A 25,266-nucleotide genomic window follows, 5' to 3' on the forward strand; every position below is an offset into this window, starting at 1 on the left:
GTAAACTAAGGAATCTGTTTACGACATTATTAAGTTGTTTACGACTTTAATTGCTTGGAACAACCAGGCATTTGCAGATGAACTTTTTGTCACTGGCACTCTCTAACCGCGAGTGCTAAAATAATTCATCTCGGGAGGTTATTACGATGAGTCAATCACTTTCATTTCCCATGCCGATGCCGGTAGGCAGCTTGGAGCATTACATCCAGGCGGTGCGCGCGTTTCCCGTGCTTTCCGCCGAGGAAGAACACGAGCTGGCGACCAGACTCAAACGCGACAACGACCTGGAAGCCGCCAAGGGACTGATTCTTTCCCATCTGCGGCTCGTGGTCAGCATTGCCCGCGGCTATGCGGGTTACGGCTTGCCGCAGGCCGACCTGATCCAGGAAGGCAATCTTGGGCTGATGAAAGCCGTCAAGCGCTTCGACCCGGATCGCGGCGTACGGCTGGTATCGTTTGCGGTGCACTGGATCAAGGCCGAAATCCACGAATTCATCCTGCGCAACTGGCGCCTTGTCAAAATCGCCACGACCAAGGCCCAGCGCAAACTGTTCTTCAACCTGCGCAGCATGACTACCCATAACGGTTCGCTGCACCCCGAAGAGGTGCAGGAAATCGCGCGCGAGCTCAAGGTCAAACCCGAAGAAGTGCTGGAAATGGAATCGCGCTTCAACGGCCATGACGTATCGATGGAATCCCATGGCGAAGAAGACGGCGAGGAAAGCTTCAGCCCGATCGCCTACCTCGAAGACCACCGGCCGGAACCTTCCGACGAACTGGCCGAGCGCGAAATCGAAATACTGCACACCGTCGGCCTGAAGAACGCCTTGGCGAGCCTGGACGACCGCAGCCGCCGCATCGTCGAGGCGCGCTGGCTGCAGGAAGACAATGGCGCGACTCTGCACGAACTCGCAGCGGAATATGGCGTTTCCGCCGAGCGTATCCGCCAGATCGAGCAGAAAGCCATGCAAAAAATGAAGCTACTGATGGCGCCGGCGTGATTCCGTCGGGCCATCCAAATAAGAACGGCTGCCTCGGCAGCCGTTCTTATTTGGGAAATTCAAATCTCAGGACAGGATCACCGAGAAGAAACTGATCCAGGACCAGATAATCAGTGCGACGATGAAGGTCAGCGGGGCATTTTCCCAAGTAAACAGATTTGCCATTTTTCAATCCAAACATTAAAGACGCCAGCGTTGCATTCTAGAGCAAGCCGGCTGGCCTTTCAAGGCCTCAGCCGGCTAGGGCTTGGGCTTGGTATTGAACGGAATCAAGGGATCATCGTCGTCCATCAGAATGCGCTGCGCAGGGCCTTCAAGGTCGTCGAACTGCCCGTTCTTGATCGCCCACAGCACACCAACCGCAGCGAAGCCGACGAACACCAGCGTCAAACCGAACAGGAATAAAAGTATCGGGGTCATGCAGCCCGCACTTCTCCGGCAGACTGATCGAAAGCCAGCGCATTGCCGATGTGCTGGCGCAGTACCTTGATGTCTTTCATTTGGCCGTGGATGGACTTTTCCATATTCTCCAGTTCGGCGATGCGGTCTTCCAGCGTGTCGGTCGCCTTGTAGATGCGCTTGATGCTTTCAAGGCGGCGGCGCAACTGCAACTGATGCTCGCGCACCTGCGATTCCATCGGCGCGATCACCGCTTTCAGCCAGTTCTCCACATCGCGGTTGGCAACTTCGTAGACATGAATCACGCGGCTCGCCAGAGTTTCGAAAAACTTGGTGGTTAGCGTCATTTTCTCGTTGGTGAGCATGTTGAACGCCGTGTCGAAATGCTCCTTGTAGGCGCGTTCCAACTTGGCCAGCTCCTTCTGGTAGCGCAGCGTCGAAAATGCCGGCGGCGTCACCTGACGCAGGCCGTGCTCTGCCGAAAATTTCTTGTACATCGCATCCATCATATTCTTGATTTCTTCGATCTGCGTATCCGATTGCGTTAATTTTCCTTTCAAGTCGACAAAAAAGGCATCCATCGCTCCGCGTATCCCTTTGGTGAAATTGCTGCTCACCATCGCCTCGCGCGTCCTGGTCACTTCGACCTTGAGTGCCTCCATGCCGAGATAGGTAAACAGACTATTGGTCTGCTGCGAGAACACGCTGCGCAATGCCTGAAAACGCTGCAAGCCTTTCTCGAAGTTTTCCTTGTCGACTTTCACCTTGTTCATCATGTGTTCGACGACGTCTTCATTCTTGCCGCGTAGCCCGCGCAACTCCTCCAGTTGTTCGGCCAGCCCTTGCAGACGCGCCTCCAGCAGAATATTGGAGTTGTTCAGCAGATCCTCGATTTCGTTCTGGGTGTTGTCGCGGACGATTTCCTTCTTGGAAGGAATCAGCTCGTCGGACAACGCCCGCTCCAGTTCCGGCAAGCGGCTCTTGCCCAGCAGCTCGGCATCCTCGTTGACCTTGGCAAGCAAGCCCTTCTGTGCGGAAACCGGGAATATCTGGTTGGGATGCAATCCCAGTAAATCGGCGCTGGTAGCGAGTTGCTTGTTGATCTCGCGTTCGATCTCGGTATCGTTCTTTAGTTCATCCCACAGGCCGTCGATCTTGTTGAGCACCGCAAGACGGCCTTTCTGCTTCCAGCGCGTGCCGCTGATGTAATGGCGCCAGACATCGATTTCCGACTTGGTCACGCCGGTGTCCGCCGCCAGGATGAACAGCACCGCATGGGCGTTGGGCAGCATGTTGAGCGTCAGTTCCGGCTCGGTGCCGATCGCATTGAGTCCCGGCGTATCGAGGATGACCAGCCCCTGCTTCAGCAAAGGGTGCGGAAAGTTGATGATCGCATAGCGCCACGCCGGAATATCCACGGTGCCGTCGGGATTCAGATTCATCGCGTCGTCGGGGTCGTCCGGGTCGAACAGTCCATACCGCGTGGCCTCTTCCGCCGGCACTCGTTTGGTGCTGCTGACCTGCTTGAATGCCGAGACCATGCTCTCGCTCGACTCGATATCGAACTCGAATACCGTCCATTCGTCCGCATAACGCTTGTATTCGGTCGTAGTGGCGTCCGAAATCCGGGTTTCTATCGGCAGCAACTGCAGCGAAGTGGGCCTCGATGCATCGTACAGCAGCTCGGTCGGACACATCGTGGTGCGGCCGGCGCTCGACGGCAGCAGGCGCTGGCCATAATCGGCGAAGAAAATCGCATTGATCAGTTCCGACTTGCCGCGCGAGAACTCGGCGACGAAGGCCACGTTCAGTTTGTCGTCGCGCAGCCGGTCGAGCAGGTGCTGGATACGCAGGTCGATCTGGGCATCGTTCAGTTCCTGCTCATTCAACCAGTTGCGGTAATCGCAAAGGGTATCGACGAGACCGCCGCGCCACTGGCTGTAAGCGGCAAACTGGTTGGCGAGGGTACTGTGCGTCATGGCATGGCGTCCGATTTTTTTACGGTTATACGGGCACTCTAGCATAAAATCTTAAAAATTCAACGGAATCAGCATAATATGAAACGAATTTAGCACGCCACATCGCCTGTGCCAGCAGTTGACGTTATCGTCCAAGCTGGAGGGGAAATTTCAGGTTTATTAAGCCACTGCCGGCATATTCCGCCTCATCCGATAAGCGCCTCCTCAAGTCCTCACCCTGCCGGTTTCTGGTATGATTTCAAGTCTATGAGCGGACTCACATCCAACACCCCCCGTCCCACCGATATCAAACTGCATCAGGCATCGCGACGGCTGGAAATCGCCTTCGATAACTGCATGCATTTTGTGCTGCCGTGCGAATATCTGCGCGTTTATTCGCCATCCGCCGAAGTGCGCGGTCACGGGCCGGGCCAGGAAGTACTGCAGACCGGCAAGGAAGACGTTAACATCATCGGCATCGAGCCGATCGGCAATTATGCGGTCAAGCTCGCGTTCTCCGATGGTCACGACACCGGGCTCTATTCCTGGGATTATCTTTTCGACCTGTGCATGCGCCACGAACAGTTGTGGCAGGACTATCTTGAACGGCTCGCGGCAGCGGGCCACCAACGTAAAGAAACGCCATGAGCTCGACCCATTTCGGTTTTCAAACCGTCGCAGAAGAAGAAAAGGCCAAAAAAGTCGGCGAAGTCTTCCATTCCGTCGCCCGCCGCTACGACCTGATGAACGATGTCATGTCGGCAGGACTGCACCGGCTGTGGAAGCGTTTCGCCATCGAAATCAGCGGCGTGCGCGCCGGCAACCGCGTGCTGGACGTGGCCGGCGGCAGTGGCGACCTTTCCCGCTTGTTTGCAAAAAAAGTCGGCCCCGGCGGGCAAGTCGTGCTGACCGATATCAATGCTTCCATGCTGGGCGTGGGACGCGACCGCCTGATCGACGACGGCGTGGCCGTGCCGGCGTTGCAATGCGATGCCGAGAAACTGCCTTTCCCTGCGGATTATTTCGATTGCGTGACGGTCGCTTTCGGCCTGCGCAACATGACGCACAAGGATCTGGCACTGGCCGAAATGCAGCGCGTGCTCAAACCCGGCGGACGCCTGCTGGTGCTGGAATTTTCGCAAGTGTGGAAGCCGTTGCAACCGGCCTATGACGCTTATTCATTCAAACTGCTGCCGTTGATGGGCAAGCTCTTGGCCAATGACGCGGACAGCTATCGCTACCTGGCCGAATCGATACGCATGCACCCCGCCCAGGAAGAGCTCAGGCAAATGATGCTGGACGCCGGCTTCGGCAAGGTGGACTACCACAACCTTACTGCCGGCGTGGTGGCGCTGCACAAGGGCTGGAAGTATTGATCCCGGTCATCCCAGTTCCAGCCACCCCGGTTGTAGACGCGCTCAATCACCTGCTGCGCCAGAATCCCTGGACGGCGGAAGAGCTCCGCGCCTATGCCGGCAAGACCGTACAAATCAACCTGCCTCCCGTTGCCATCAACCTCACGCTGATCGACAGCGGCGAGTTCGTCCCCTCGCCGGACCACGCCGGTATCGACGCCACCATCGCGCTCACGCCGCTCGCCGCATTGCGCTTTCTGGCCAGCCGGCAGCTGGATCATGCCGATCTGGAATTACGGGGCGATACCGAGTTCGCGGCAGCGGTGGGCAAGGTTCTGCAGCAGCTGGAATGGGAATTTGAAGAAGACCTGAGCCGGCTGATCGGCGACATTCCGGCGCATGGACTGGTCGGCTTGGGCAAGCGCGTCGTCGGCGAAGGCCGGCGGCAATTCTGGAGCGTCGCCGGCATGCTGGCGGAATACTGGGAAGAAGAGCAGCCGTTGATCGCCAAGAAACGCCATCTGGAACGGTTTGTCCACGAAGTGGACCGATTGCGCGACGATACCGAACGGCTGGAAAAACGGCTGGAAAAACTGGAAAAACTCATTTAAATGCGCCTGTTGCGGCTTGCCAGAATCTTCACTGTGACACTACGCCACGGGCTGGACGAATTCCTGCTCGGCCATGCCCGCTTCGATATTCTTAACCGGCTGATTAAAGCGCTGCTGTTCCGGCGCCAGCTAACCACGCCCCGCGGCGTGCGGCTCAGGCTCGCGCTGGAAAGCCTGGGCCCGATCTTCGTCAAGTTCGGCCAGATGCTTTCGACGCGGCGCGACCTGATTCCGCTGGACATCGCCGACGAGCTGGCCAAACTACAGGACCAGGTACCGCCCTTCCCCGCTGAGAAAGTGCTGGAAGTCATTTTCCATGCCTACCAGAAAGTCCCGCACGAGATTTTTGCGGAGTTCGATCCGGTGCCCGTCGCCAGCGCCTCGGTGGCCCAGGTGCATTTCGCGACGCTGATGAACGGCACACCGGTCGCGGTGAAAATCCTGCGGCCGGGCATCCGGACCGTGATCGAAAACGACCTCGCGCTGCTGGATGCCGCCGCGCTGCTGATGGAAAAGCTGTGGGCCGACGGCAAGCGGCTCAAGCCGCGCGAAGTGGTGGCCGAATTTTCCCGGCACGTCCACCAGGAGCTGGACCTGATGCTGGAAGCCGCCAATTGCAGCCAGCTGCGGCGCAATTTCATCGACAGCCCGCTGCTGCTGGTGCCGGAAGTGCACTGGGATTTCTGCCGCGAGCAGGTGATGGTGATGCAGCGCATGGATGGCCTCCCGGTAAGCCAGGTCGCCGCGCTGCGCGAACTGGGCGTGGACATTCCGCAACTGGCGCGGCACGGCGTCGAAATCTTTTTTACCCAGGTATTCCGCGACGGCTTCTTTCATGCCGACATGCATCCGGGCAATATCCTGGTCGCGACCGACGGCCCGCATTTCGGCCGCTATATCGCGCTGGATTTCGGCATCATGGGCATGCTCTCCGATACCGACAAAAACTATCTGGCGCGCAATTTCGTCGCATTTTTCCGCCGCGACTACAAGGAAGTCGCCCGCGCCCATATCGAATCCGGCTGGGCGCCGGCCGATACGCCGGCGAACGAATTCGAATCCGCGATCCGCGCGGTGTGCGAACCGATTTTCGACAAGCCGCTGAAAGACATCTCCTTCGGCCGGGTATTGCTGCGGCTGTTCCAGACCTCGCGCCGTTTCGGCGTGGAGATTCAACCCCAGCTGGTCATGCTGCAGAAAACCCTGCTCAATATCGAAGGCCTGGGCCGGGAACTCGACCCCGAACTGGACTTGTGGAGTACCGCCAAGCCTTACCTGGAGCGCTGGATGTCGGAACAGATGGGCTGGCGCGGCATGCTGGAGACTATGCGCGAGGAAGCGCCGTCGTGGGGCAAGCTGGTGCCGCAGCTACCCAGGCTGATGCATCGTTACCTGACCAGCACTATTGCCGGGGAGGCCAGCCAGCTGCGGCTCGTGCTGCTGGCGCAGGAACAGCGCGACCAGCGGCGCATGAGGGTAATTTTGGCCTTGCTGGCGGTCGTGCTCTTGCTGCAGCTGCTGCCGCTGGCCTGGATGCTGCTCACCGCTACCTAAGCGTTGCCAGCCGGCGCGTCTCCCTTGGGCATCACCATCGTCTGCACGTCTTCCGGCTTCATGCGCAAGAGCTCGCCGATATCCCTGTAGTCGTCGGGAAGCGCTGCGTCCTCCCAGCCGTTTGCGGAATGCCGCACGAGATTGACCGCGAGCATGACATTCTTCACGCGCGGATGCTCGGCCTGGGCGGGGTCCATCATATCCTGCAGCAATTGCGGCAAATGCCAGCCCACGGTCAGCGCGCGTTGCAGATCCATGCCCTTGAATCCCAGCACTTCCTCCTGCACCGCCGCGCTGCGCAGCGTCCGGTCGGCTTCCTGCATGTGGCGGATTTTCAGCATGGGTTCGGGGTTGGATATCCACATCAGCATTTCGCCCAGATAGCACAGCAGTGCCGCAATATGTACCTCTTCGGCGTGCAGGTCGTGCAGCAGCAGTGCCCAGTCGAATGCGTAGCGCGCCGCCCGCTGCGCCTGGCGCACCGAGCGCAGCAACCTGACCAGCGCATCCAGGTGGTCCTGCAGCACATCTTCCACCACCGGCGTATGCGGCACGTTATCGAAAAAATTATCGAGGCCGATCATCATGATGGCCTGCTCCACCTGCACCAGATCGCGCAACTGGCTGCTGTGCTTGTGGTCCTGCAGGTAGCGCAGCAATTTGACGGTCATCAGCGGATCCTGCACCACCACGTTGGCGACGGCGCGCGCACCGAGGTCTTCTTCATGCTGCTTGAGACGCTCGATTTCGCGTGCGGTATGACGCAACACGGGGATTTCCGCGGCGGTGAGGAAAGCCAGCCATTGCTCCAGGGTCTGCGCTTGCTCAGCCATCTTTCCTCCTTGCTTCCTTAAAATTCTTTTAAATGATTGTACCTAATGGCGGCAGTCATTTCCAAATTGTTAGAATAGCGCCAACTCAAGTTCATCCTGAAAGGAATATCGTGCTGCTCTGGTTCGTCATCGCCTATTGGATCGTCTCTGTCGGCATCGGCCTGTGGGCTGCCAGCCGCGTCCATACCACCAAGGATTTCGCCATCGCCGGCCGCCACCTGCCGTTCTACATGGTGACCGCCACCGTGTTCGCTACTTGGTTCGGCTCGGAAACCGTGCTCGGCATCCCCGCCACCTTCCTGCAGGAAGGCCTGCACGGCGTGGTGGCCGACCCGTTCGGCTCTTCGTTATGCCTGATCCTGGTCGGCCTGTTTTTCGCCGCGCCCTTGTACCGGATGAATTTGCTGACCATAGGCGATTTCTACAAGAAACGCTTCGGGCGCAAGGTGGAAGTGCTCACCACCATCGCCATCGTCATTTCCTACCTGGGCTGGGTGGGCGCGCAGATTACCGCACTGGGCCTGGTGTTCAACGTCGTGTCCGGCGGCGAGATCAGCAGGATCGCCGGCATGACGATAGGTTCCGGCACCATCCTGATCTACACGCTGTTCGGCGGCATGTGGGCCATCGCGATCACCGACCTGCTGCAGATGATCATCATCTGCATCGGCATGCTTTACATCGGCGGCGAAGTCAGCGGCATGGTGGGCGGCGTCGGAACAGTGGTGGAACACGCGCGCCAGGCCGGGAAATTCGCATTCTGGCCCGCGCCCGACCTCAAGGAAATCATCGCCTTTGCCGCCGCCTGGATGACCATGATGTTCGGCTCGATCCCGCAACAGGACGTATTCCAGCGCGTGCAATCCTCGAAAACGGTAAAAATCGCGATCTGGGGCTCGGTACTGGGCGGCTGCCTGTACTTTGTGTTCGCCTTCGTCCCGATGTTCCTCGCCTATTCCGCGACGATGATCGACCCCAAGATGGTGGCCGGATTGATTGAAACAGATCCGCAGATGATCCTGCCCAACCTGGTGCTGAACCACGCACCGCTGTTTGCCCAGATCATGTTCTTCGGCGCGCTGCTGTCCGCGATCAAGAGCTGCGCCTCGGCGACGCTGCTGGCACCTTCGGTCACCTTCACCGAAAACATCCTGAAGCCGATGATGGGCAGGATGAGCGACCACAAACTGCTGCGCCTGATGCGTATCGTGACACTCAGCTTTACGGTGCTGGTCACGCTGTATGCGATGAACTCCAAGCTGAGTATTTTCAAGATGGTGGAAAACGCCTACCAGATCACGCTGGTGATGGCCTTCGTGCCGCTGGCCTGCGGTGTATACTGGAAGCGCGCCACCAACCAGGGCGCGTTGCTGGCGATCTTTCTGGGACTCTCGACCTGGCTCGCGATGTTGCTTGTCGGCCCGGAAGATCCTTTCCTGCCGGCGCAGTTCGCCGGCTTGATCGCCAGTGCGCTGGGGATGATCGTGGGCTCGCTGCTGCCGACCTACTTCGGCCATGAAGCACAGGTCGAGGAGCCGAGTTATCTGCATGCCCATGCGGCGCATGGGCATCCGCCACAGCCGCGTCATGAGCCCTGACTGCTGAGCCCGGAAGGGAGCACCGATGGCACTCCTGGAACTGCGTAACGTCACCCGCCGCTTCGGCGATTTTGTCGCGGTAGACAACGTCAGTCTGGCCATCGAGGCGGGCGAGTTCTTCACCCTGCTGGGCCCTTCCGGCAGCGGCAAAACCACCATCCTGCGCATGATCGCCGGCTTCGATCTGCCCGATGCCGGGCAGATCCTGCTCGACGGCCGCGACCTCGCCGACACGCCGGCGGAGAATCGCCCGGTGCACACGGTGTTCCAGAGTTACGCACTGTTTCCGCACCTCTCCGTCGCGGACAACGTCGCCTTCCCGCTGCGCATGGCGCACCGGCCCAGCGAGGAAATCCAGCGCCGCACGCAGCAGGCGCTGCAACAGGTGCGCCTGCCCGGCAAGGCAGCGGCCTATCCGCACCAGCTATCCGGCGGCGAGAAGCAACGCGTGGCGCTGGCGCGCGGGCTCATCAACCGGCCGCGCCTGCTGCTGCTGGACGAATCGCTGGGGGCGCTGGATGCCAAGCTGCGTGAAGAGATGCAGGTCGAACTGATCGGCCTGCAACGCGAACTCGGCATCACCTTCGTGTTCGTCACCCACGCCCAGGACGAAGCGCTGGCGCTGTCGCATCGCATTGCGGTGATGAACCGCGGCCGCGTCGAACAGCTGGACGAGCCGGACAAGCTGTACGGCTTTCCCCGCAACCGCTTCGTCGCCGACTTCATCGGCAACATCAATATGCTGGACGCACAGGTGCTGGAAAATACCCACGGCCATTTGCAACTCGGCATCGACGGCCTGGGCGAAGTGCTGGCGCCGTCCATGCCGGGCCCGATGGCGGGCGGCCATGGCCTGCTGGCCTTGCGCCCGGAACAGGTGCGCATCGTCGCCGGCAGCGAGGACATCGACCTGAAAAACCGCTTCAGCGGCCAGGTGCGCGAACTCCTCTACCACGGCGATGTCACTATCTACACCGTCGCGCTGGCCAACGGCGCGCTGTTCAAGGCGCTGCGCCCGAATTCGACGCCCGGCCGCGCCACCTTCTTCGAGGTGGGCGATGCGGTGACGGTCGCCTGGCGCCACGATGCCGGAGTGTTTCTGCATGACTAGGCCAACAATCTCCAGGGCACACCTCGTCAAATGGCTGGTAAGCAGCCCGCCGCTGCTGTTTCTGCTGCTGTTCTTCGTCGCCCCCGGCATCATCATGGTGGTGGCGTCGTTCCGCTATCCGGGCGAGTTCGGCGGGCTGGCGGCGCTCTATTCCCCCACCCCGAACCTCCCGTCCGGACTGACGGCGGAGGCCTACCGCTTCTTTTTCAGCGACCCCATCTACGCCGAAATCTTCGTCAAATCGTTCGCCGTCGCCCTCGCCACCACCTTCATCTGCCTGCTGATGGCCTACCCGCTGGCGCTGTTGATGGCGCGCAGCCCGAAAAGGCAGCGCGACCTGATGGTGCTCTTGGTGATCATGCCGTTTGCCAGCAACTTTCTGATTCGCGCCTATGCCTGGATGATCATCCTCGGGCCGCAGTCGGCGCTCAGCCGGCTCACCAACGATTTTCTGCTGCTGTTCCATGCGGGACCAGTGCCGCTGCTGTTCTCGCCGGTCGCGGTGCTAGTGGGCATGGTGTACGTGCACCTGCCGTTCATGATCCTGCCGCTCTACACCAACCTGGAACGCCACGACCCGCTGCTGCTCGACGCCGCGCAGGATCTCGGCGCGAGCGCCTGGCAACGCTTCTGGCGCGTCACCTTTCCGCTCTCGCTACCCGGCATTTTCGCCGGCAGCGCGCTGGTGTTCATCCCGGCGCTGGGGGTGTTCGCCATTCCCGACATCCTGGGCGGCACGCACGACATGCTGATCGGCAACCTGATCAAGGAGCAGTTTCTCGGCACTCGCGACTGGCCGTTCGGCTCGGCGCTGTCCATCCTGCTGACCGTTGCCGCGCTGGCCTGGGCCGGGCTGGCGGCAGGGCTGGCCCGGCGCTGGAGGCACTATGCATAGAAGCCCCGCACTGTGGACGGCAGCGATCCTGACCTATCTGTTTCTGTACCTGCCACTGGTGATCGTCGTCGCCTACTCCTTCAACGATTCGCGCCTCAATGCCGAGTGGGTGGGCTTTACCTGGCACTGGTACCGGGTGCTGCTGCAGGATGCCGGCATGCTGCGCGCGGCGGCCAACTCGCTGTTCATCGCCTTCGTCGCCAGCAGCGCGGCGACCGTGCTCGGCACCATGGCCGGCATCGCCATGCAGCGCTACCGGCTCAGGCTGCTGCCGATCATGGTGCTGTCGCCGGTGGCGATGCCGGAAATCCTGCTCGGCGTGTCGCTGCTGCTGTTCTTCATCCAGGTGCTCAACCTCACGCTCGGCATGCTGTCGGTCATCATCGCCCACATCACCTTCTGCATCGGCTTCGTCGCCGTCATCGTGCGCGCCAGGCTGGTCGGCATGGACGAGAGCATCTTTGAGGCCGCGCGCGACTTGGGCGCCACGCCCTGGCAGGCCTTCCGCCACGTCACCCTGCCGCTGATCCTGCCGGCGGTGATCGCCGGTTTCCTGATGAGTTTTACCTTGTCGCTGGACGACTTCGTCATCACCTTCTTCACCGCTGGCGTGGGCGTCTCCACGCTGCCGCTGCAAATCTATTCGATGATCAAGATCGCCGTCACCCCCGAGGTGAACGCCGTCTCCACGCTGCTCATGCTGCTGACGCTGACCCTGCTGCTGCTCGCCTCCCGCATCGCCCCGGACGTCCTGAAAGGAAGAGCCGTATGAAAAAACTGATCGCACTGCTGCTGTTGATGGCCATGGCTCAAGTGCAAGCCGCGGACGAACTGCATCTGTACAACTGGAACAACTACATCGCCGACGAGACGGTGCAGCGCTTCGAAGCCAGTTGTAAATGCAAGCTGGTGCAGGACTATTATTCCGACAACGAGGAAATGCTGGCCAAGCTGGCCGCCGGCGCCACCGGCTACGACCTGATCGTGCCCACCGGCAACGCGGTGGAGGCGCTGATCAAGTCCCAGGCGCTGCGTCCGCTCGACAAGGCACAACTGCCCAATTTCAAGAACATCAAGCCCGACTACCTCAACGCCTTCTTCGACCCCGGCAACCGCTACTCGGTGCCGTACGCCTACACCGTCACGCTGATCGGCTACAACGTCGAGAAAATGCGCGAGCTCAACCTGCCCACCGACACCTGGGCGGTGATCTTCGAGCCCAAATATTTGCAGAAGGTGAAGGGCCGCGTCACGGTGCTGGATTCGCAGCGCGAACTGCTGGCCGCGGCGCTGAAATACCTGGGCTACTCCGTCAACGACACCGATGAAAAACACTGGCAGCAGGCGCGCGACCTCATCCTGCGCGCCAAGCCCTACTGGGCCGCGTTCAATGCCTCCAGCTACATCAAGGAACTCACCGTCGGCAACATCTGGCTCGCCCACGGCTATTCCAGCGACATGTTCCAGGCGCAGCAGGATGCGCAGCGCGCCCAGCGCGCCTTCACCATCGGCTACACCACGCCGAAGGAAGGCGCCGTGCTGGCACTCGATTCCATGGTGCTGCACAAATCCGGACGCCGCCCCGATCTCGCCCATCAATTCATCAACTTCATGCTGGACGGCAAGAACGCCGCCGAACTCACCAACCTGATCGGCTCCGGCAACCCCAATGGTGCCGCCCGACGCTACATCAACCCCGCGATCACCGCCAACACCTCGGTGTTCCCCGATGCCGAGCATTTGAAACGGCTGGAAATGCTGCGCGACCTCGACCGCAACCAGCGCCGGGTGCTGGCCAGGATCTGGACGGAGATCAAGCTGCGCTGAGCATGCCGTATTCTTTGCTGGCCGATGCCGTCCTGCTGTTGCACCTGGGATTCATCCTGTTTGTCGCGTTCGGCGGATTCGCCGTGCTGCGCCGGCCGCGGCTGGCCTGGCTGCATCTGCCGGCGGTACTGTGGGGCATCTGGATCGAGTACGCCGGCTGGATCTGCCCGCTGACCCCGCTGGAGAACCAGTGGCGCCGGATGGGCGGGGAAACGGGCTATGGCAGCGATTTCATCGGACATTACCTGACTGCGATGATCTACCCGCAAGGGCTGACCCGTAGCGCGCAGATCGTGCTCGGTACGTTGGTGCTGGCGGTCAATGCAGCTGTCTACTGGCGGCTGTGGCGGCGCAGGCAAGCGGGACGCGCTAAAGCGCACCCTTAATTCAGACCTTAGCCCTCAGAGGTACCAACTTGACAGACTTCGCACAGGGATTCTTATCCGAGCCATTTGATGAAGTTCGTAGCGCCGTTCGAAACCAGTATGCGAACTGGCGAGACGTACTCATGAGTCTCAATGAACAATGCGTGGCTACGCAACACGAACTTCGTGTCAATGTCGACATGCCAAGAGAATTACTTGGCGGCACACTGTTCGCGCGCACACTTGCCTCGTCACAGGCTGCCGTCATCCTGCTAGAGCACGGCCTCCCAGCTCAAGCTAAGGCCGTTTTAAGATCAGCGCTTGAATCGCTATTCGCCCTTGCCGCGATTGAAGCGAAGCCCGAGTTAGCTCTGCCGCTTGCGCAGAGCCAGGAAGCCAACAAGCGGTCGATGGCAGACAAGATGCTTCAATGGAGAAGCCCAGAGTTAAAGGCTTCTCTCTCGGCGCAGGTTAGCGAGGCAGAGTTGCGCGAAATGGCGTCAAACCGAACACGTGACTTCAATACCGCACAACTCGCCGAGGCCGCGGGAATGATGGATTGGTACCTCAGCATGTATGCCCTGCTTAGCTTTCCAGCACACGCTAACGTCTCAGATCTCGTTGCTCACCTCGTTACCGACGATCAAGGAAACATAACGGAACTCAAGAACGAGCCAGAGGTGGAAGGCCAAGAGTCTGTCTGGGCCTTTGCCATTGAGATACAGATGCGAGCCGCGAGAGCCGTTGGCGGAATCTTCGGCATCAACACCGTAGACTTACAAACCTATGCAAAGACACTTAATGGTCTTGTTGCGTAAGCCAAGGGATAAACCTCCGGTCAACCGGACTGCCCAACGGCTACGACGTTGCGTCCCCTCCGCGCTGCGTACTCCAGCATCCGGTTTGAAACCCGCTTGGTTGTGAATTTACTTCTGGCAAACCGGACAATAAAACGTCGAGCGCTGCCCCTGTTTGACGGTCTTGACCGCTCCGCCGCACACCCGGCAAGCCTCCCCCGTGCGCCCATAGACGAAATAGCTCTGCTGGAAATACCCCGGATTGCCATCCGCCCCGAAGAAATCGCGCAAACTGCTGCCGCCTGCTTCGATGGCATCGGCCAGCGTCGCCTTGATCTCCTGCGCCAGCCGTTCGCAACGCGGGCGACTCAACTTGTTGGCCGGCAATTTCGGGCTGATGCCGGCGCGGAACAGCGATTCGCTGGCGTAGATATTGCCGACACCAACCACTAGGTGGCTGTCCATGATGACGTTCTTGATCGGCGCGCTGCGGCTGCGGATAGCGCGGTAAAGATACTCGCCGTCGAAGCCGTCTTCCAGCGGCTCCGGCCCTAGGCTCGCCAGCAGCGGATGGCGCAGCGGATCGCCCTGCAGCCACAGCACCGCGCCGAAGCGCCTGGGGTCGCGCAACCGGATGCGCTGGCCGTTGGCGAACACGATGTCGATGTGGTCGTGCTTCTGCGGCGCTTCGTCGCCGGGCAAGAGGCACAGCCGGCCGGACATGCCGAGGTGCAGCAGCAGCGTGCCCTGTTCGCAGCGCGCCAGCAGGTATTTGGCGCGGCGGCTCAGTTCGAGGAAATGCTGGCCCGGGAGCACATCGGAAAGTGCTGCGGGAATCGGCCAGCGCAGGCGCGGATCGCGGATGACTACCGCGGCGATGCGCTGGCCGACCAGCGAGAGCAGCCCGCGCCGTGTGGTTTCGACTTCGGGTAACTCAGGCACGACGGAAATTCAAAAACAAAAAGTCAATTAACCGCAGATAAACACCGATGAACGCAGATAATTCATGAACCGCAGCTGCAAGGTTCAAGGTTTTATCCGCGTTCATCGGCGTCCATCGGCGGCTAAATTATTCTTTATAGCCCACCGGCGGGTTGAGGATGACAAACCCGATATCCTGCGGGAAGTGGTATTGCAGCTGCTCGTCCTCGCGCACCAGCAGCAATTCCGGCGATTCCTGCATCTTGATGAAGCGCACGGCCTTGCCGTTCTTGAGCTTGACCGTGAAATACGGATGCGGCTGGCGGTCGGGGGTGAATGGCTCCACCGACTTGGCCTGCAGGTTCTGCCAGTTGCTGGAGAACCACTCGTTGAGCTCGTCCTGCTTGGGCTTGGCGCTGGCGGCGGAAACCTTCCATTTGCCATTCTGCCGCTCCAGGCTCAAGCGGCTTTTTTCCCATTGCTCGAGGCCGGAGAAAACAAAGCCGGCAACCTCTTCATTCAGGTCCAGCGGGCGCTTGTCGAGGAATTCCAGCGGCTGCATGGTCGCGCCTTCGGAAAACACCGTGGGCAGCACGTACACCGCGTCCTTGTAGCCGACGAACTGGTCGCCGCTCACCGGATGGTACATGCCGAAGCTGAATTCCTGGTCGTCGATATGTACTTTCAGCGCCGGGTTATCCAGGCCGAAGCGCGTCAGGTCGGTGGCCGGGAATTTGTCTTGCGAGGTGGCGATCGCCAGCGACAGCACGCGCCCCACCGCCGCCAGATCGGCGCGTCCCTGCGCGGGCTGCAGCAGATGCCAGCGTCCCTGCTGCTTTTCCAGCAGTACCGGCTTCTTGCCGGGCGTTTCTATGCTCAGGTGCGTGAAACTGTTGGGATCGAGCGCCGATAGCGTATAGCTCTTGGGCACGTTGTTTTCCACCGGCTTGGGACGCAGATAGAGAAACGCCGCGATCCCAGCCACCAGCACCAGCAGAACCAGATTTACCAGCCAGCGAGATTTCATAAAGAGCCTATCTCTTGCGACGCTTGAGCCAGATCACCACGCCGGTGATCAGCAGCAGGATAGGCAGCCCCAGACGGAAGCCGAAGAACACCGCAATCGCCAGCAGACGGTTCTTGGCATCGGTAGGGATGATGATATTGACGTCCTTCAGCGGCTTGGGCTGGATCGTGATCAGGCTGTCGTCGCCCGCCAGCCAGTTGATCATGTTGATGCCGAGATCGAGGTTGCCGCCGTTGCCGATGAAGGTGTTGGCGAGGAAGCCGCCGCTGCCGACCACCACCACGCGTTGGGTCTTGTTCTCGATCTTGCGCTCCATCGCCACCGCGATATTGATCGGGCCGCCGATGTCCTTTTTGGCGTCGAACTTGGGGTTGCCTTCGATCGGGCTGGTTTCCAGCCAGCCGGTGGCGGCCACGTCAACCAGGTGCGATACCGCCCAGCCGCGGTCCTGGCCGTTGGCGTCGATCTGGCGCGCCAGCGGAAACAGCGTGCGCAGGCCGAAACTCTGCGTGATCGGATGCTCGCCATACTGCACCGCGAACGCCATCTTGTAATCGCCGCCGTACTGCGCCGCCATCGGGTCAACCACGATGCCGGGCGTCAATTGCAGGCCCAGCAGTTCGGCGACCGGCATCAGGCCGTGCATCGCATCCTGGTCGATGAGCCAGAACAGGTTGCCGCCGTCGGCGACGTATTTCTTGATTTTGCTGATCTCAAGCTCGGGGATATCCACCTGCGGGCTGGCGATCACCAGCATCGCGCCGTTGGCGGGCACGTCCGGCGACAGCGTGAGGTCGGGATTGGAGAGCTTGAAGCCCTTCTTCTCCAATTGCTTGCCGAATTCGCCGAGATCGTAGTTCTTCAGGCCGTTCAACCTGCGCTCGCCGTGGCCGTCCAGGAACATCACGTTGCGCGACTTCTCGCGCGCCAGGCGCACCAGCAGGTTGGTCATGTCCTGCTCGATGATGGGCGGCAAGAGATGCTCGCTCTTGTTCTTGTATTCGACGATGAACTCGCCTTCGGCGCGCACGCCGGCTTCCTGCGCCTGCTTGGGGTTCTCGGCCGGATTGACGAACTTGAAGTTGATGTCGCGCTTGGCGCGCTGGTAGCGCGAGACGAAATCGACGATGCCCTTGCGGTAGTTGTCATCGGCGGAGGCATACACCGTGATGTTGACCGGGCCCTTCATCTGCCTCACCACGTTGACGCTGCCTTCGGTCAGCGTGTTGCGCGTGCTCTGCGTGATGTCGCGCGCGGCGTGGAATTCAAAGGACAGATAGCCGACCAGCCCGACCAGGCTCAGGAACAGGACGACGAAAATGCTGTTCTGCATGAACAGCTGGATGCGCAGTTTGCGGTTGATTTTCATGATTCGGTTGAAGTCAGGGTTAGCCGCGCAGGCGATCCGCATCGAGGCGGCGCACCGTGAATGTGAGAAAAGTCAGGATGAACAGCGCGAAATAGGCAAGATCGCGCGTGTCGACCAGGCCGCGCGAAAACGGCTCGAAATGGCGCAGCAGCGACAGGTAATTGAGCGTGCTGTTGGGATCGCTGGCAAAGAAGTAATCGAGGATCAAGAGCGCGAACAGCGCGACGAAGGTGATGATCGCCGCGACGATGGGCTGCTGCGTCAGGCTGGACATGAAAATCCCCAGCGCGGAAAAGCTCGCCACCAGCAGCCACAGGCCGATCAGGTTGGCGACGATGTAGCCGAAATCCAGTTCCGCCCACAGGTTGAGCGAGGAAATCATCGTGCCGACGATCGCGATCATCAACGTGAGGAAACTCACCAGGCCGACGAACTTGCCCAGCACGATTTCGGTCAGCGACAGCGGCGCACTGAACAGGAAAGGCAAGGTCTGGTTCTTGCGTTCTTCGCTGATCAGCCGCATCGACAAGAGCGGCACCGCAAACAGCATGATGAACGACGCCATGCCGAACACGTTATGCCCGACGAATTCGGTCACGCCCACCCGCTGCTCGGGACGCAGCGCCCCCGACATGGTCTGGAAATACTGGTCGATGCCGACCAGGAAAAAGGTTCCGAAAATGAATTGCAGCAAAGCCAGAATGATCCATCCCATGGGGGATGAGAACATGCTCCTGAGCTCCTTGCCGGCGACGGTAAAAATCATGGTCGAGTTTCCGTTGAATGGCGCTTAATTGGCGGCAGCTTCCTGGTAGGTAAGCTGCATGAAGACTTCTTCCAGGCTGGTCTGGTCCGGGCTGATCTGATACAGGCCCCAGCTGTTGCCGACCGCGGCCTGCACGATGGTTTCCGCCGGCGACATGCCTTCGGCGAAGCGCAGCCGCAGCAGCCCGTCGTTAGCCGGTTCGACGCCGATCACGCCGTCGATTTTCAGCAGTTCAGCGGCGGCCGGCGCGCTCTTCAGGCCGACCAGCAGGCGGTTGCCGTGACGCTGCTGCTTCAGCACATCGATGGAGCCGTTGAACACCAGCTCGCCCTTGTGAATGATCTGCACCTGGTCGCACACCATTTCCACTTCCGGCAGGATATGGGTGGACAGGATCACGCTATGCTCGCCGCCCAGCTCCTTGATCAGTGCGCGGATGTCGCGAATCTGGATCGGGTCGAGGCCGACGGTGGGTTCGTCAAGAATGACGACCATCGGATTGTGGATGATCGCCTGGGCGATGCCGACGCGCTGCTGGTAGCCTTTGGAAAGGTTGTCGATCAGGCGGCGGCTCATTTCGGTGAGGCCGCAGCGTTCCTTGGCGGTTTGCACCGCTTTCCTGACGCTGCCGCGGGCGACGCCATGCAGACGTGCGGAAAGCGCCAGCATTTCGTCGACGGTCAGCTCCTTATACAAAGGAGGCGTTTCCGGCAGATAGCCGATCAGCGCCTTGGCTTCCTTGGGCTGATCGATGATGTCGATGCCGCAAATCCTGACGCTGCCGGAGGTCGGCGCGAGATTGCCGGTCAGCATCTTCATCGTGGTGGACTTGCCGGCGCCGTTGGGGCCCAGAAAACCAAGTACTTCGCCTTTGCGCAGGCTGAAACTCACATCGCGCACTACTGCGTTGCTACCGTAAACGCGGTTAAGCGCGCCGGCTTCGACAGTCACGTTATCCATATCGATTAATGCTGGTTCAGAAGGGGGTGCTAAATTAAAAAAACGCCTGACAATTGTCAAGCAAGCTTATGGCTGTGCCGATTTATGGATATCGTCAGCGCGATATTTTTCGCACTTGTGGCAATCCGAACAGGTTGCTTATACTATACGAAACCCTTGGCTTGTGCCACGGTCAAAATCCCACGAGCCAACTTCCGGATTTCATATCGCATGCAACGCAAACTCCTTTACGCGCCTATCCTTTTCCTGGCATTCGCGTTTGTTTCGATCGCCGCGCACGCGGACAGCGCCAGGAGTACGAACAAGAACATTTCCGGCCTCAGTGCCGAATTCGTCTATAAGTACCTGGTCGGCGAAATCGCCGGACAACGCGGCGATCCTGGCCTGGCAAGCGCCGTGATGCTCGATCTCGCCAAGTCTGCGCGCGATCCGCGGCTGGCGGAACGTGCCACGCGGGCTGCGCTCTACGGCAACCAGCCGCAGATTGCGCTACGCGCCGCCAACCTGTGGGTGGAACTCGACCCCAACGCCAAAGAAGGCTATCAGGTGCTGACGCAGCTGTTGATTGCTTCCGGCAAGATTGCCGAACTGCGCGCGCCGCTGCAAAAACTGATCGCCGGTGAAGAAGACCGGGCGGGCGCCTTCATGTATCTGGTCAACATGTTCTCGCGCGTTTCCGACAAGGCCGGCATCGTCAAGCTGATGCAGGAGCTGGCCAGGCCTTACCCGGATCTTCCCGAAGCCCGCTTTGCGCTGGCGCATGCCGCCTGGAGCGCGGAGCAGGACAAGTTGGCGCTTGCCGAGTTGCAGGCCGCGGAACAGCTCAATCCGGGCTGGGAGCCGGCCGCCCTGCTGAAAGGACAGGTACTGCAACGCCAAGGGGCGGGCATCGCGCTGCAGTCCTACCGGGAATTCCTGGACATCTATCCGCATGGCAACGAAGTGCGGCTGGCCTATGCCAAGCTGCTGGTCAATGAGAAACAGATCGAATCGGCCAAGCAGCAATTCGATACGCTGGTCGAAGCCGCGCCTGACAATGCCGAAATTCAAGTAGTGATCGGCCTGCTCAGCGTGCAGATGGAAGATTTCACCAATGCGGAAACCCATTTCCTGAAAGCGCTGGACCTCAACTTCAAGGAGCCGGACCAGATCTACCTCTACCTGGGCCAGGTAGCGGAACGCCGGCAGCAGGATGCCAGAGCGCAGGAATGGTATGCCAAAGTCAACGGCGACAGTTCGCAATACCTGGAGGCGCAACTGCATAGCGCCGTGTTGATGGCGAAGCAAGGGCACCTGGACGAAGCGCGCAAACGCATCGCGGAACTGCCCGACCTCACCAACGAACAGCGCGCAGTTGCCCTGCAGACCGAGGCGAATTTACTGGTGCAGGCCAAGCGCCCGCAGGAAGCCTTCGACCTGTTGAAGCAGGCGGTCGACAACCTGCCCAACAGCCCCGACCTGATCTACGACTACTCGATGGCGGCCGAGCGCATCCATCGCTATGACGTGATGGAGCATGAACTGCGCAAGCTGATTCTGTTGAAGCCGGAAATGTGGCATGCCTATAACGCCCTCGGCTACTCGCTGGCGGACCGCAACGAGCGCCTGGACGAGGCGCAGAAACTGATCGAAAAGGCGTTGGCGCTCTCCCCCGGGGATTATTTCGTGCTCGACAGCATGGGCTGGATCAAGTACCGCCGCGGACAGTTCAACCAAGCGCTGGATTACCTCAAGCGCGCCTATGCCGTACAGGCCGACCCCGAAATCGCCGCGCATCTGGGAGAGGTGCTGTGGCAGCAGGGCAAGCGCGAAGAAGCGCTCAAAACCTGGGAAGAAGCGCTGCGCGAACATCCCGATAACGAGGTGTTGCTGAATACTTCGAAAAAATTCAAGAAGTGATTTTCCGCTTTCTGCCCGTGCTGCTGCTCGCAGGCTGCGCTGCGCTTCCCCCGCAGCCAAGGCCCGCCGAGCCGCCGGCCTACCGGGCGCATCTGCAGCGCATCAGCAAAATCACCAGCTTCGGCCTCGACGGTCGCATCGGCGTATTGACCGAGCAAAAGGGCTTTTCCGGCACCATGCGCTGGCATCATCACCCGGAGGGTGACAATATCGCCTTCTATTCTCCGCTGGGCACGCAACTCGGCGAGTTGAACGCCGATGCGGACGGCGTGACGCTGACCACCGGCAACCAGAAGACCTACCGCGCCGAGGACGCCGAGGCACTTACCCAGCAAACCCTGGGCTGGAGCCTGCCGATGGCCGGCCTGTCGGACTGGGTATTGGGCCGCCCGGCCAAGGGCGCTGCGGAAATCCTGGCCTGGGATGCGGCCGGGCGTATTTCTCATATGCGTCAGAACGGCTGGGATATCGAATATCCCGGCTACCAGGAAAACTCCGGCCGCCAACTGCCGGGGAAAATCGTGCTGAAAAGCCCGAAACTCGACCTCAAGCTGGTAGTGGAAAACTGGCAGATAGACAGCGAATGAGCGCCTGATGCAAGCGTTTCCCGCCCCGGCCAAACTCAATCTGTTCCTGCACGTCACCGGCCGCCGAGCGGACGGATTTCATCTGTTGCAGACCGTATTCCGCTTGCTCGACCATGGCGATACAGTGCACCTCGGCGTCAGGCAGGACGGCGAGATCAGGCGCACCAACGAAGTCGCCGGCGTGCCGGAAAACGACGACCTCACCGTACGCGCCGCGCGCTTGCTGCAAAAAACCAGCGGCTACCGCCTGGGAGCGGATATCAAAGTAGAGAAACGCATCCCCATGGGCGGCGGTCTCGGCGGCGGCAGCTCGGATGCCGCCACGGTACTGTTGGCGCTCAACCGTTTGTGGCAACTCGACCTGCCGCGCCAGCGCCTGATGGAACTGGGCCTGCAACTGGGCGCGGACGTGCCGGTTTTCGTGTTCGGCCGCAACGCCTGGGGAGAAGGCATAGGCGAACAATTGCAGGCCATTGCGCTGGAGCCGGCCTGCTATGCCGTGCTGACGCCGCCCGTGCATGTATCGACCCCAGCGATATTTGCCAGCCAGGAATTGACAAGAAACACGATACCACGGACAATGGCGGCCTTTTCCAGGGGCTTCGGTCATAACGACCTTGAGTCCGTGGTGTGTCGCATGCACCCTGAAGTGGCGTCCTGCCTGAACTGGCTGAAGCAGTTTGGCGATGCAAGAATGAGCGGTTCCGGCGCCAGCGTATTTGTCGAGCTTCCCTCGCTGGAAGCCGCCGAACGGGTGGTGGCAGCAAGACCGAACGGGGTGAGCGGCTTTGCAGCACGCGGACTGGAGCACCATCCGCTCCATGGGAATGCAAAATGAACGATTGGGGAGTCGCCAAGCTGGTTAAGGCACCGGATTTTGATTCCGGCATGCGAAGGTTCGAATCCTTCCTCCCCAGCCACATATTTACAGAGCGTGTAGACGAACTACACGCTTTTTGTTTTTAATCGACCGATCGACAAGAAGGAAGCGCGCAGTGTCTTACGGGGAAATGATGGTGTTTACTGGCAATGCCAACCCCAAGCTTGCCGAAGAGGTGGTAAGCCATCTTAACATCGAACTGGGCAAAGCCACGGTCGGCCGCTTCAGCGACGGCGAGGTCATGGTCGAGTTATTGGAAAACGTTCGCGGCAAAGACGTGTTCGTGCTGCAATCCACCTGCAAGCCGACCAATGACAGCCTGATGGAGGTGCTGGTGATGGTAGACGCGCTGCGCCGCTCCTCAGCCGGGCGCATCACCGCGGCGATCCCCTATTTCGGCTACGCCCGCCAGGACCGCCGCCCACGTTCGGCGCGCGTCGCAATCACGGCCAAGGTCGTTGCCAACATGCTGACCTCGGTCGGCATCGACCGCCTGCTGACGATGGACCTGCACTCCGACCAGATCCAGGGTTTCTTCGACATCCCCGTAGACAACGTTTACGCCGCCCCCATCCTGTTGGGCGATGTGTGGAAGCACAACTACCCCAACCTGGTCGTGGTGTCGCCCGACGTCGGCGGCGTGGTGCGCGCCCGTGCACTGGCCAAGCAGCTTAACTCCGACCTGGCGATCATCGACAAGCGCCGTCCCAAGCCCAACGTCGCCAAGGTCATGCACATCATAGGTGACGTTTCCGGCCGCACCTGCGTCATCATGGACGACATGGTGGACACCGCCAATACGCTGTGCGAAGCCGCCGCGGCACTGAAGGAACACGGCGCGGAAAAAGTCGTCGCCTATTGTACGCACCCGGTGCTCTCCGGCACGGCGATTGACCGCATCACCCATTCCGCACTGGACGAACTGGTAGTCACCAATACCATCCCGCTGCGCCCGGAAGCGATAGCCTGCGGCAAGGTGCGCCAGCTTTCCACCGCCGAACTGCTGGCTGAAACGATACGCCGCATCAGCCGCGAAGATTCGGTCAGTTCGTTGTTTATGGAATGAAACAGCCACCAGCATTCAGCTCTCAGCAGTCAACCGCTGGCAGCGAATAAGCAGCCGTCTGGTCGCGGACGGCTTTTTTAACTTTAGGAGTACATCATGAAAATTGAAATTATCGCCAACAAGCGCGAAAGCAAGGGTACCGGAGCGAGCCGCCGCCTGCGCCGCGCTGGCAAAGTGCCAGGTATCGTCTACGGCGGCGGCAAGGATGCCGCTTCTATCGAGATCGATCACAAGGCCCTGTTCCTGCAATTCCGCCACGAAGCCTTCCACGCCTCCATCCTGACGCTCAATGTCGACGGCAAGGGCGAACAGGTATTGCTGCGTGACTACCAGATGCACCCGGTGCGCACCGAAATCGCCCATATCGATTTCCAACGCGTCAGCACCACCGAGAAAATCCACGTCAAGGTACCGCTGCACTTCGTCAATGCCGAAGCCGGTCCCGGCGTCAAGCTGGGCGGCGGCATCGTCACCCACATCCTGACCGAAGCCGATATCAGCTGCCTGGCCAAGGATCTGCCGGAGTTCATCGAAGTCGACCTCGGCAACATGGAAGTCGGCCAGACCGTTCACCTCTCCGAAATCAAGCTGCCCAAGGGCGTCGAGTTCGTGAAGCTGGCCCACGGCGACGACTCCGCTGTTGCCTCGGTTACCAAGCCGCGTGGCGCCACTGCAGCCGAAGAAGCAGAAGAGGCACCGGCCGCTGAATAAGCAGGACGGCACGGCAACCCTGTTGCAACGCGCGCGTTTCGGCATGCCGAAACGCGCGTTTTCATTTCCAGGCACCAAAACATGAGCAACGGTATTCAACTTTTGGTCGGGCTGGGCAATCCCGGCACGGAATACGAGGATACCCGCCACAATGCGGGGTTCTGGTGGATTGATGAAATCTGCCGCATACACGGCTACACGCTTTCTGGAGAGGCAAAATTCTTCGGTCGCACCGGCCGCCTCAAGCTGGGGCCGCACGAAGCCTGGCTGCTGCAGCCGACCACATTCATGAATGCCAGCGGCCGTGCCGTTGCCGCACTTGCCAGATTTTATCGCATCGCGCCGCACAACATCCTGGTCATCCATGACGAACTGGATCTGCCTCCCGGCAACGCCAAACTGAAACGCGGTGGCGGCAACGGCGGACACAATGGCCTGAAGGACATCTCCGCCCAGCTCGGTACCCCGGATTACTGGCGGCTGCGTCTGGGGATCGGCCACCCCGGCGAAAAAAGCGCCGTGGTCAACTATGTGCTGCACGCCGCTTCGCGCGAAGAAAACGCACTGATAGCACACACCATCGCAGGCAGTACGGATTTGCTGCCCCAACTGCTGAGCGGCGAGTTCGAAGCGGCGATGCTGAAATTGCATACCCGCAAATAGCCGGGTTCATCATGGCGTTTCGTTGCGCGCCCTTTTAAGCGCGTCTGCATCACACTGTTCCGCGCATCAAACCGGCCGCTTTACATATGCATGTAATATTCGGCCGCTATCAT

26 protein-coding genes and 1 tRNA gene are annotated in these 25,266 nt (G+C 60.1%); 19 read left to right on the plus strand and 8 right to left on the minus strand.

Annotated features, from left to right (window positions below; genetic code table 11):
- The first annotated feature begins 146 nt into the window (after nt 1–146).
- Nucleotides 147–1,001 carry an RNA polymerase sigma factor RpoH gene (gene rpoH, locus VGK14_RS07685; protein ID WP_331508403.1) on the plus strand — a complete coding sequence of 285 codons (855 nt, stop codon included), beginning with the start codon at nt 147–149 and terminating at the stop codon, nt 999–1,001.
- Between the two features lie 240 nt (nt 1,002–1,241).
- Here rpoH and ccoS read toward each other — a convergent pair whose 3' ends face one another.
- Entirely contained in the window at nt 1,242–1,421 is a 180-nt protein-coding gene (gene ccoS / locus VGK14_RS07690) for a cbb3-type cytochrome oxidase assembly protein CcoS (protein ID WP_331508404.1), read from the minus strand.
- A complete protein-coding gene (locus VGK14_RS07695) occupies nt 1,418–3,379 on the minus strand; it encodes a dynamin family protein (protein WP_331508405.1) in 1,962 nt (653 codons plus the stop codon). The genes ccoS and VGK14_RS07695 overlap by 4 nt, the downstream gene beginning before the upstream one ends.
- 246 nt (nt 3,380–3,625) lie before the next feature.
- Here VGK14_RS07695 and VGK14_RS07700 point away from each other — a divergent pair, with 246 nt between their 5' ends.
- The 4 genes from VGK14_RS07700 to ubiB are packed head-to-tail and all read left to right on the plus strand — an operon-like array spanning nt 3,626 to nt 6,878.
- Complete coding sequence (locus VGK14_RS07700) at nt 3,626–4,006, plus strand: DUF971 domain-containing protein (RefSeq protein WP_331508406.1); 381 nt, start codon at nt 3,626–3,628, stop codon at nt 4,004–4,006.
- On the plus strand, nt 4,003–4,734 hold the full coding sequence (gene ubiE / locus VGK14_RS07705) for a bifunctional demethylmenaquinone methyltransferase/2-methoxy-6-polyprenyl-1,4-benzoquinol methylase UbiE (RefSeq protein ID WP_331508407.1): 732 nt from the start codon (nt 4,003–4,005) through the stop codon (nt 4,732–4,734). The genes VGK14_RS07700 and ubiE overlap by 4 nt, the downstream gene beginning before the upstream one ends.
- Nucleotides 4,731–5,324 (plus strand): ubiquinone biosynthesis accessory factor UbiJ, encoded by a 594-nt coding sequence (locus VGK14_RS07710; RefSeq protein WP_331508409.1) that lies wholly within the window; start codon nt 4,731–4,733, stop codon nt 5,322–5,324. The genes ubiE and VGK14_RS07710 overlap by 4 nt, the downstream gene beginning before the upstream one ends.
- On the plus strand, nt 5,325–6,878 hold the full coding sequence (gene ubiB, locus VGK14_RS07715) for a ubiquinone biosynthesis regulatory protein kinase UbiB (RefSeq protein WP_331508410.1): 1,554 nt from the start codon (nt 5,325–5,327) through the stop codon (nt 6,876–6,878).
- Here the strand turns inward: ubiB and VGK14_RS07720 are convergent.
- Nucleotides 6,875–7,711, minus strand: coding sequence for an HDOD domain-containing protein (locus VGK14_RS07720; protein WP_331508411.1), 837 nt, complete (start codon nt 7,709–7,711; stop codon nt 6,875–6,877). The genes ubiB and VGK14_RS07720 overlap by 4 nt on opposite strands.
- A gap of 110 nt (nt 7,712–7,821) precedes the next feature.
- Here VGK14_RS07720 and VGK14_RS07725 point away from each other — a divergent pair, with 110 nt between their 5' ends.
- From VGK14_RS07725 to VGK14_RS07755, 7 genes are read left to right on the plus strand one after another with little or no spacing between them, the layout of a single operon-like run.
- Nucleotides 7,822–9,309, plus strand: coding sequence for a sodium:solute symporter family protein (locus VGK14_RS07725; protein WP_331508412.1), 1,488 nt, complete (start codon nt 7,822–7,824; stop codon nt 9,307–9,309).
- 25 nt (nt 9,310–9,334) lie between these two features.
- Nucleotides 9,335–10,420 carry an ABC transporter ATP-binding protein gene (locus VGK14_RS07730; protein WP_331508413.1) on the plus strand — a complete coding sequence of 362 codons (1,086 nt, stop codon included), beginning with the start codon at nt 9,335–9,337 and terminating at the stop codon, nt 10,418–10,420.
- Nucleotides 10,413–11,315: an ABC transporter permease gene (locus VGK14_RS07735; protein ID WP_331508415.1), complete on the plus strand. Its 903-nt coding sequence runs from the start codon at nt 10,413–10,415 to the stop codon at nt 11,313–11,315. The genes VGK14_RS07730 and VGK14_RS07735 overlap by 8 nt, the downstream gene beginning before the upstream one ends.
- A complete protein-coding gene (locus tag VGK14_RS07740) occupies nt 11,308–12,087 on the plus strand; it encodes an ABC transporter permease (protein WP_331508416.1) in 780 nt (259 codons plus the stop codon). Before VGK14_RS07735 ends, VGK14_RS07740 begins: the two co-directional genes overlap by 8 nt.
- Complete coding sequence (locus VGK14_RS07745; RefSeq protein WP_331508417.1) at nt 12,084–13,142, plus strand: spermidine/putrescine ABC transporter substrate-binding protein; 1,059 nt, start codon at nt 12,084–12,086, stop codon at nt 13,140–13,142. The genes VGK14_RS07740 and VGK14_RS07745 overlap by 4 nt, the downstream gene beginning before the upstream one ends.
- Before the next feature lie 2 nt (nt 13,143–13,144).
- Nucleotides 13,145–13,528 carry a DUF2784 domain-containing protein gene (locus tag VGK14_RS07750; RefSeq protein ID WP_331508418.1) on the plus strand — a complete coding sequence of 128 codons (384 nt, stop codon included), beginning with the start codon at nt 13,145–13,147 and terminating at the stop codon, nt 13,526–13,528.
- A 29-nt stretch (nt 13,529–13,557) separates the two neighbouring features.
- A complete protein-coding gene (locus tag VGK14_RS07755; protein ID WP_331508419.1) occupies nt 13,558–14,325 on the plus strand; it encodes a DUF5677 domain-containing protein in 768 nt (255 codons plus the stop codon).
- Between the two features lie 108 nt (nt 14,326–14,433).
- On the opposite strand, the gene mutM is transcribed toward VGK14_RS07755, so the two are convergent.
- From mutM to VGK14_RS07780, 5 genes are all read right to left on the minus strand, one after another.
- Nucleotides 14,434–15,246 carry a bifunctional DNA-formamidopyrimidine glycosylase/DNA-(apurinic or apyrimidinic site) lyase gene (gene mutM, locus VGK14_RS07760; protein WP_331508420.1) on the minus strand — a complete coding sequence of 271 codons (813 nt, stop codon included), beginning with the start codon at nt 15,244–15,246 and terminating at the stop codon, nt 14,434–14,436.
- A gap of 127 nt (nt 15,247–15,373) precedes the next feature.
- Nucleotides 15,374–16,252, minus strand: coding sequence for a DUF4340 domain-containing protein (locus tag VGK14_RS07765; RefSeq protein ID WP_331508421.1), 879 nt, complete (start codon nt 16,250–16,252; stop codon nt 15,374–15,376).
- 7 nt (nt 16,253–16,259) lie between these two features.
- A complete protein-coding gene (locus tag VGK14_RS07770; protein ID WP_331508422.1) occupies nt 16,260–17,621 on the minus strand; it encodes a GldG family protein in 1,362 nt (453 codons plus the stop codon).
- 19 nt (nt 17,622–17,640) lie between these two features.
- Nucleotides 17,641–18,387 (minus strand): ABC transporter permease, encoded by a 747-nt coding sequence (locus VGK14_RS07775; RefSeq protein ID WP_331508423.1) that lies wholly within the window; start codon nt 18,385–18,387, stop codon nt 17,641–17,643.
- 24 nt (nt 18,388–18,411) lie between these two features.
- Nucleotides 18,412–19,347 carry an ABC transporter ATP-binding protein gene (locus VGK14_RS07780; RefSeq protein ID WP_331508424.1) on the minus strand — a complete coding sequence of 312 codons (936 nt, stop codon included), beginning with the start codon at nt 19,345–19,347 and terminating at the stop codon, nt 18,412–18,414.
- 210 nt (nt 19,348–19,557) lie between these two features.
- On the opposite strand from VGK14_RS07780, the gene VGK14_RS07785 reads away from it, so the two are divergent.
- The 7 genes from VGK14_RS07785 (at nt 19,558) to pth (ending at nt 25,153) form a co-directional block, all read left to right on the plus strand.
- Nucleotides 19,558–21,246, plus strand: a complete 1,689-nt coding sequence (locus tag VGK14_RS07785; protein ID WP_331508425.1) for a tetratricopeptide repeat protein — start codon at nt 19,558–19,560, stop codon at nt 21,244–21,246.
- Nucleotides 21,243–21,833 (plus strand): lipoprotein insertase outer membrane protein LolB, encoded by a 591-nt coding sequence (lolB, locus tag VGK14_RS07790; protein WP_331508426.1) that lies wholly within the window; start codon nt 21,243–21,245, stop codon nt 21,831–21,833. The genes VGK14_RS07785 and lolB overlap by 4 nt, the downstream gene beginning before the upstream one ends.
- 7 nt (nt 21,834–21,840) lie before the next feature.
- The gene (ispE, locus tag VGK14_RS07795; RefSeq protein WP_331508427.1) at nt 21,841–22,671 is read left to right on the plus strand and encodes a 4-(cytidine 5'-diphospho)-2-C-methyl-D-erythritol kinase; all 831 of its coding nucleotides are present in this window, start codon (nt 21,841–21,843) and stop codon (nt 22,669–22,671) included.
- A 5-nt stretch (nt 22,672–22,676) separates the two neighbouring features.
- Nucleotides 22,677–22,753, plus strand: a tRNA-Gln gene (locus tag VGK14_RS07800).
- A gap of 75 nt (nt 22,754–22,828) precedes the next feature.
- The gene (locus VGK14_RS07805) at nt 22,829–23,779 is read left to right on the plus strand and encodes a ribose-phosphate pyrophosphokinase (RefSeq protein ID WP_331508428.1); all 951 of its coding nucleotides are present in this window, start codon (nt 22,829–22,831) and stop codon (nt 23,777–23,779) included.
- A gap of 96 nt (nt 23,780–23,875) precedes the next feature.
- A complete protein-coding gene (locus VGK14_RS07810) occupies nt 23,876–24,490 on the plus strand; it encodes a 50S ribosomal protein L25/general stress protein Ctc (protein WP_331508429.1) in 615 nt (204 codons plus the stop codon).
- Nucleotides 24,491–24,571: 81 nt separating this feature from the next.
- Complete coding sequence (pth, locus tag VGK14_RS07815) at nt 24,572–25,153, plus strand: aminoacyl-tRNA hydrolase (RefSeq protein WP_331508431.1); 582 nt, start codon at nt 24,572–24,574, stop codon at nt 25,151–25,153.
- The last annotated feature ends 113 nt before the right edge of the window (nt 25,154–25,266 follow it).

Origin of the sequence: Novimethylophilus sp. (genome assembly GCF_036504375.1) — a bacterium.
Taxonomy (GTDB): domain Bacteria; phylum Pseudomonadota; class Gammaproteobacteria; order Burkholderiales; family Methylophilaceae; genus Novimethylophilus.